We start from the raw sequence: 7,412 nt of genomic DNA, 5'->3' as shown, positions 1-7,412 counted from the left end.
AACGTGCAGTTTGAACGACCCCGCAGGAGGTCAAACTCGACGTAATGGGGCAGTGCAGACACAGCGGGGTTTGCATGGGCGCTGGAGCGCATTCTGTTTGATTGAATGCGGCAAGCTCTGAGCATTTTGTATTAGTAATTCGCGGAGTGCGCTGCACCGGCACGCAGCTCCGCCCAGAAGAATGGACGTTTCGCATGAAAGTGACACTTGAGCGGACCGAGCTTTTGAAGTCTCTGACCCACGTACACCGTGTGGTTGAACGGCGGAACACCATTCCGATCCTCTCCAACGTTATGCTGCAGGCTGAAGGTGGCAACCTGAAACTGAAAGCAACCGACTTGGATCTTGAGGTCGTGGAAAGCATCGCAGCAATGGTGGAAACACCTGGCGCGACCACCGTTCCGGCACACATGATCTACGAGATCGTGCGTAAACTGCCAGACGGCTCCCAGGTCGTTCTGGAAACTTCCGGTGATGACAGCACCATGGAAATCCGCGCAGGCCGTTCTCGCTTTGCGCTGCAGATCCTGCCAGTCACCGACTTCCCTGATCTGACAGCAGGTGAGTTCTCTCACAGCTTCACTATGACTGCTGGTGGCATCCGCAAGTTAATCGACAGCACCCAGTTCGCGATCTCTACGGAAGAAACCCGTTACTACCTCAACGGTATCTATATGCATTCTCTGGACATCGGTGAAGGTCTGCGTTTCCGCGCAGTTGCAACTGATGGTCACCGCCTCGCTCAGGCTGAGCTTGAGGCGCCAGAAGGTTCTGACGGCATGCCGGGTATCATCGTACCGCGCAAAACCGTTGGCGAAATTCAGAAGCTGCTGGACGATCCTGAAGTTGAAATCAAGGTCGAGATCTCCGAGACCAAGATCCGCTTCACCATTGGTGACATCATCCTCACCTCCAAGCTGATCGACGGCACTTTCCCAGATTACGAGCGCGTTATTCCGAAAGGAAACGACAAGGAACTGCGAGTTGACCGTGATGTCTTCAAAGAAGCTGTCGACCGCGTGTCCACCATCGCATCCGACCGTGGCCGTGCCGTGAAGATGGCGCTCAGCGAAGGCAAGATCGTCCTGACCGTGACCAACCCGGATTCCGGTACCGCGACTGAAGAAGTTGCAGTTGAGTACGACAACGAAGAATTCGAGATCGGCTTTAACTCCAAGTACCTGCTGGATATCGCAGCGCAGCTGGAAGCAGACACCGCGCTCTTCACTCTCGCAGACTCCGGTTCTCCGACCCTGATCCGCGATGAAGGCAGCGACGAAGCGATCTACGTTCTGATGCCAATGCGCGTATAAATCTTTCGCCCTCGGCTACCACAGTCGGGGGCATTTCTTTTCTTGGTATGCTTTTCCGAAAATGCCTTTCGAATTTCGGAAAACAGCATCTGCGAAACTTATTGAACCAAAGAGAGCCTGAATGTCGGATCCAGTGCCTGTGGCGCTTTCTCGCCTCGCGCTAACGGATTTTCGAAACTACAGCGCAGCAAGCGTTGAGTTGAACAGTCGGATGATCGCATTTGTTGGCGACAACGGCGCAGGCAAAACCAATATCCTCGAAGCAATCTCTTTTCTGTCCGCAGGTCGTGGCCTCCGCCGCGCGACGCTTGGCGATATCGCACGCGCTGATGGGGCTGGTGGCTGGGCAGTAAGCGCCGTCTTGGATGGCGAGTATGGCGAAACGCGCATAGGCACCGGCCTGACAGCAGGTGAACCGGGGCGCCGCGTCCGCATTGATGGCGAAGAAGCTCGCTCCTCGGAAGCTCTGCTGGAATACCTCCGAGTGCTGTGGCTGGTCCCTTCTATGGATGGCCTGTTCACTGGCTCTGCCTCTGATCGCCGCAAGTTTCTTGATCGCTTGGTGCTCTCGCTCAATCCATCTCATGGCCGAATGGTTGCCAGCTTTGAAAAAGCTCTGCGCCAGCGAAACCGCCTGCTTTCCGAAGGGGGAACACCTGAGTTCCTTGATGCCATCGAAGCACAGGTCGCCGAACTAGGCACCGCCGTTGCTCTGGCGCGCAGTGAAACCGTGAGTTTGCTGGCCAAAACGCTGGAAACCCAAAAACAGCTCGGCCTTCCCTTCCCGTCTGCAGAAATCCATCTGCAAGGTGCTTTTGAAACAGCCACCATTGGCATGAGCGCATCGGATCGCGAAGATTGTTACCGCGAACTTCTGGTTGAAGGCCGCTTCCGTGATCGCGCTGCAGGCCGCACTTTGGACGGCCCGCACCGCTCAGATCTCTATGTGGTGCACAGCGAAAAGCAAATGCCAGCGGCTCAAGCCTCAACTGGTGAGCAAAAAGCCCTGCTAATCGGCCTGGTTTTGGCTCATGCAGACCTCACCTCATCCATCTCCGGCATGACGCCAATCCTGCTGTTGGATGAAGTGGCTGCTCACCTTGATCCGGGTCGCCGCGAAGCTCTCTTCACGCGTCTGGAAGTGCTCGGCGGACAGGTGTTCATGACCGGGACTGACCAGAACCTCTTCAAAGACCTGCCAAGCGCAGCACAGATTTTTGAAGTCGAAGGCGGTGGCATTAAGCTGAGCTGACGGGTTTGGTTGAGCTCACTTAAAGGCAATGCCCTTTTATCTCGCTTGTCAGCTCAATTTCCCTGTGTTTATTCTGAAGCGGTGTTCTCGGAAGGTGAAGACTGCTTTTCGGGCAAGAAACACAAAGTGCTTCAAACCTTCTGTTTCAGAGCAATGTGATCCCCATGGACTTGCAAATTCTTCTCGTTTTCGGGGCAACCCTGTTTGTTGTTGCCATCACTCCGGGCCCTGCCATCACCGCACTGGTGTCGCGCACGCTCGGATTTGGTCTGCAAGGCACGCTCACGTTTGTCTCTGGCATGCTGATTGGCAGCATGTGCCTGTTTATTCTGGCAATCCTCGGTCTGGCGAAACTCGCAAGCACCTACGTTCTGGCGTTCACCGTGGTCAAATACGCAGGCGCAGCTTATCTGCTCTTTCTGGCCTGGAAACTCTGGCGCGCCAGCGGCTTGCAAACACAGCAGATGGATGAGCAAGCAGCAGCATCGCAAAACACCAAGGGCAGCGCGAAAACGCTGGTCTCTGGCATGTTGATCACGCTCTCCAATCCAAAAGGCCTGCTGTTTTATGCAGCGCTGATGCCAAGCGTGGTGCCGATGGAAACCATCACAACCATCGGACTGGTGGAATTGATGTTCGTCACGCTTACCGTATTGTCAGTGGTCTTTGCGATCTATATTGGAGTGACCGTACGGGCACGAAGCCTCCTGACCTCAGAAAAAGCCGTTGGCAGATTAAATAAGAGCGCGAGCGTTGCAATGTTTGGCGCCGCTGCTGCAATCGTCGCGAAGTAAGAAGAGCAATAAGATGGAACTGGCAGTTCTTTTGTTTTTTGCAGGAACCCTGTTCGCTGCAGCCATTACCCCCGGTCCCGGTATCACGGCATTGTTGGCCCGTATCTTCGGTCAGGGTATGCGCGGTACGCCGATGTTTGTGGTCGGCATGATCTGTGGCGATCTCTTCTGGTTCACGCTGGCGATCATGGGCCTTGCGGCCATCGCAACCAACTACGCCATCGTGTTCGTTGTCCTCAAATGGCTTGGCGCGGCTTATCTGCTTTATGTCGCTTGGGGCATGTGGAACTCCCAGGGGGTCACGCCAACGCAAGAAGGGGATGCAGCAGTAAAAGCAACATCCCGTCTGGCTGCTTTGCTGGCTGGCCTGTCCATGAACCTCTCCAATCCCAAGGTGGTGATCTTCTACATGGCGCTGATGCCGAACATCGTGCCCATGGATAAGATCGGCTTGCTTGCTTATTGGGAGCTCGCCGCGACCATGGCCTGTGTACTGTTCATCGTCTTTGGCATCTATGCGTATCTGGCTGTTTCTGCGAAGAAGTTGATGTCCTCGCAGCGTGCATTCAAGCGCCTCAACAGAGGCTCCAGCATGGTGATGATTGGCGTAGCTGCAACCATGGTAACCCGCTAACGCAACTGCTCAGGAACGGCGCTTGCGAAAGCGCACGGCGCCGTATACTGAAGATGTTCGTCTTCAGGAAAGAACTGCTGCACTTTTATGGATGTAACAAGCCTTGCCCTGTTTGCCGGCACGCTTTTCACGCTTGCTGTCATCCCCGGCCCCGCCGTCTTTGCGATCATCGCCCGCGCCATGAGCTTTGGCAGCAGCGGAGCCATGCTGTTCTGCTTCGGGCTGCTGAGCGGTGATTTGCTGTGGTTCTCCATGGCCGCATTGGGCCTGGCCGCTATCGCAAGCAGCTTCTCCGGCGCTTTTGTTGTCCTGCAAGGGCTCGGAGCAGCCTATCTCACCTACATCGCCTGGGGCATCTGGAAGAGCGCCAGCGCAACACCTTCTGAAGATCGGGAAACTCCGGCAACACCACAAACATCAGCCAGAACCTCCTTGTTTGCCGGATTGTTGTTCAACCTCTCCAACCCCAAAGCGATTATGTTCTATCTCGCGCTCATGCCAAATCTGGTGAGCGTTGAAGAGATGAACTTGCTGGGTTTTGTCGAGCTGGCCTTGGTACTGTCTGTTGTGCTGCTCACCATCAACGGTGTCTACTCATTTTTGGCTGTGAAATTCAGAGAACTGCTCAGCTCTGAAAAGACCATGTATCTGATTAACCGACTGGCTGCACTGGGTCTTCTGTGCATCGCAGCGCTGATGATTGCACGCTAGAAAAAGCACCAGAAACTAGCTTCAATTTTCCGAAAATCAGAGGCGCTCCACCCAAATCTTGGCGTGTTGTTCGCGAATGCAAAACGCAGTGATGCACGCTAAGGAAATTATCCCCCCATAAAAACAGTGATTATGCAATATTTCCCTTGGTTTACGAGCGCTTAAACTCCCTGATTGCTTGAACCATTTGCCCAACCAATTATAACATGAACTTCAATGAAAACCGTTGTGTGAAGTGATTCGAATGAGCGAAACGTCGACCCCTGAAAATGGCGGACCTGAGCAGGCAAATGGCGCAGGTGAATACGGTGCAGATTCCATTAAAGTGCTGAAAGGCCTGGATGCTGTACGTAAGCGTCCTGGCATGTATATCGGTGACACCGATGATGGATCCGGCCTGCACCATATGGTCTATGAGGTTGTCGACAACTCCATCGATGAAGCGCTGGCTGGTCATGCCGATTATGTGACCGTAACGCTGAATGCTGATGGCTCTGTCACGGTGACCGATAACGGACGCGGTATCCCGGTTGATATTCACCCGGAAGAAGGCATTTCCGCAGCCGAAGTTATTATGACCCAGCTCCACGCTGGTGGTAAGTTTGACAGCAACTCCTACAAGGTATCCGGCGGTCTGCACGGTGTGGGTGTTTCTGTGGTGAACGCGCTGTCCACCACTCTGGACCTGCGCATCTACCGCAATGACAAAGAGCACTTCATTCGCTTCCATCACGGCGAGTCTGCAGGTCCTCTGGAAGTTGTTGGCGACGCACCGGGTAAGTCTGGTACCGAGGTGACCTTCACCCCGTCTCCGGAAACCTTCACCAAAACCGAATTTGACTACGACACTCTGGAACACCGCCTGCGCGAGCTGGCGTTCCTGAACTCTGGTGCTCGTATCATCCTGACCGACAATCGTGGTGTCGAGCCTCATGTTGAAGAGCTCTACTACGAAGGCGGTCTGGAAGCATTCGTCCGTTATCTGGACCGTGCAAAGCATCCGCTCATCGAAGAACCAGTCACCATGATGGCCGAAAAAGACGGCATCACTGTTGAAGTGGCGATGTGGTGGAACTCCAGCTACCACGAAAACGTTCTTTGCTTCACAAACAACATCCCGCAGCGCGATGGTGGTACTCACCTCGCAGGTTTCCGCGCCGCACTGACCCGTCAGTTGACCGGCTACGCAGACACCTCCGGCCTGTTGAAGCGTGAGAAGGTGAGCCCAACCGGCGAAGATTGCCGCGAAGGTCTGTCCTGCGTGCTTTCCGTGAAAGTTCCGGATCCAAAGTTCTCCTCCCAGACCAAAGACAAGCTGGTTTCCTCAGAAGTCCGTCCGGTGGTTGAGAACCTCGTTGGTGAAGCGCTCTCCACATGGTTGGAAGAAAACCCTGCTCCGGCAAAGTCCATCGTTTCCAAAGTGGTGGAAGCTGCAAGTGCCCGTGAAGCGGCGCGTAAAGCACGCGAGCTGACCCGCCGCAAAGGCGCACTGGATATCGCCTCCCTACCGGGTAAGTTGGCCGACTGTCAGGAGCGCGATGCTTCTAAAGCTGAACTCTTCATAGTGGAGGGTGATTCCGCGGGTGGCTCTGCCAAACAGGGCCGTGACAGATCCAACCAGGCTGTGCTGCCGCTGAAGGGTAAGATCCTGAACGTCGAACGCGCACGTTTCGACAAGATGATCTCCTCGCAGGAAATCGGCACGCTGATCACTGCGCTGGGAACCGGTATCGGCAACGAGGAATTCAACCTCGAAAAGCTCCGCTACCACAAGATCATCATCATGACCGATGCGGACGTCGACGGTGCGCACATTCGTACGCTGCTGTTGACCTTCCTGTTCCGTCAGATGCCAGACCTGATCGAAAACGGTTACGTCTACATTGCGCAGCCACCACTCTACAAGGTAACGCGCGGCAAGTCCGAGCAGTACCTGAAAGATGAGGCAGCCTTTGAAGAATACCTGATTGGCAGCGGTCTGGACGAAACCTCCCTTGCACTCGCAAACGGCGAAGTTCGTCTGGGTGAAGATCTGCGTTCAGTTGTTGAAGAAGCCCGTGAGGTTTCCGATATCCTCAACGGCCTGCATTCCCGCTACGACAAAGCAGTTGTTGAGCAGGCAGCCATCGCTGGTGCGCTGAACTCCGACAACCTGCATAACCACGAAAAAGCGCAGGAAGCTGCTGCTTACATCGCACGTCGTCTGGACATTCTGGCTGACGAGTTTGAGCGTGGCTGGGAAGGTGAAGCAACTGAAGAGGGTGATCTCATCTTCAGCCGTGTCGTTCGCGGCGTGAAAGAAGTCACTACCATCGACGCAGCTCTGCTCGGTTCCGCCGATGCGCGCCGTCTCGACAGCCACTTCAAGCATCTGGATGAGGTCTACCACAAGGCAGCTTCTCTGGTTCGCAAAGATAAGTCTGTCGAAATCCGCGGCCCTCAGGCACTTCTGGAAGCTGTATATGCGCAGGGCCGCAAAGGCATCTCCATGCAGCGCTATAAGGGTCTGGGCGAGATGAATCCAGAGCAGCTTTGGGAAACCACTCTGGACCCGAATGTCCGCTCCCTGCTGCAGGTTAAGATCAAGGAAGCTGATGCGGCGGACGACATCTTCACCAAGCTGATGGGTGATGAAGTTGAGCCACGCCGTGACTTCATTCAGACCAACGCATTGTCTGTTGCGAACCTCGACGTTTAAGCAACACGCG

At 54.8% G+C, this 7,412-nt stretch carries 6 protein-coding genes; all 6 read left to right on the top strand.

Going from position 1 to position 7,412, the window contains the following annotated elements; translation table 11 throughout:
* The first annotated feature begins 194 nt into the window (after positions 1-194).
* The 6 genes from dnaN to gyrB all read left to right on the top strand — a co-directional run bounded on the left by dnaN (position 195) and on the right by gyrB (position 7,402).
* Positions 195-1,313: a DNA polymerase III subunit beta gene (dnaN, locus tag PJE062_RS14990; protein ID WP_008550340.1), complete on the top strand. Its 1,119-nt coding sequence runs from the start codon at positions 195-197 to the stop codon at positions 1,311-1,313.
* A gap of 121 nt (positions 1,314-1,434) precedes the next feature.
* A complete protein-coding gene (gene recF, locus PJE062_RS14985; protein WP_008550254.1) occupies positions 1,435-2,565 on the top strand; it encodes a DNA replication/repair protein RecF in 1,131 nt (376 codons plus the stop codon).
* Positions 2,566-2,729: 164 nt separating this feature from the next.
* Positions 2,730-3,359: a LysE family translocator gene (locus PJE062_RS14980; protein ID WP_008550118.1), complete on the top strand. Its 630-nt coding sequence runs from the start codon at positions 2,730-2,732 to the stop codon at positions 3,357-3,359.
* Positions 3,360-3,372: 13 nt separating this feature from the next.
* Positions 3,373-3,993, top strand: a complete 621-nt coding sequence (locus tag PJE062_RS14975) for a LysE family translocator (RefSeq protein WP_008550438.1) — start codon at positions 3,373-3,375, stop codon at positions 3,991-3,993.
* Between the two features lie 87 nt (positions 3,994-4,080).
* Entirely contained in the window at positions 4,081-4,704 is a 624-nt protein-coding gene (locus PJE062_RS14970; RefSeq protein ID WP_008550365.1) for a LysE family translocator, read from the top strand.
* A 244-nt stretch (positions 4,705-4,948) separates the two neighbouring features.
* Entirely contained in the window at positions 4,949-7,402 is a 2,454-nt protein-coding gene (gyrB, locus tag PJE062_RS14965; RefSeq protein ID WP_008550360.1) for a DNA topoisomerase (ATP-hydrolyzing) subunit B, read from the top strand.
* The last annotated feature ends 10 nt before the right edge of the window (positions 7,403-7,412 follow it).

The organism is Pseudovibrio sp. JE062 (assembly GCF_000156235.1).
Taxonomy (GTDB): Bacteria; Pseudomonadota; Alphaproteobacteria; order Rhizobiales; family Stappiaceae; genus Pseudovibrio.
This window is presented reverse-complemented; position numbering and strand designations above follow the sequence as displayed.

Excerpts from the sequence above, each read along its gene's own strand:
- PJE062_RS14980 (WP_008550118.1), top strand. The coding sequence starts at position 2,730 with ATGGACTTGCAAATTCTTCTCGTTTTCGGGGCAACCCTGTTTGTTGTT.
- recF (WP_008550254.1), top strand. The coding sequence starts at position 1,435 with ATGTCGGATCCAGTGCCTGTGGCGCTTTCTCGCCTCGCGCTAACGGAT.
- PJE062_RS14970 (WP_008550365.1), top strand. The coding sequence starts at position 4,081 with ATGGATGTAACAAGCCTTGCCCTGTTTGCCGGCACGCTTTTCACGCTT.
- gyrB (WP_008550360.1), top strand. The coding sequence starts at position 4,949 with ATGAGCGAAACGTCGACCCCTGAAAATGGCGGACCTGAGCAGGCAAAT.
- dnaN (WP_008550340.1), top strand. The coding sequence starts at position 195 with ATGAAAGTGACACTTGAGCGGACCGAGCTTTTGAAGTCTCTGACCCAC.
- PJE062_RS14975 (WP_008550438.1), top strand. The coding sequence starts at position 3,373 with ATGGAACTGGCAGTTCTTTTGTTTTTTGCAGGAACCCTGTTCGCTGCA.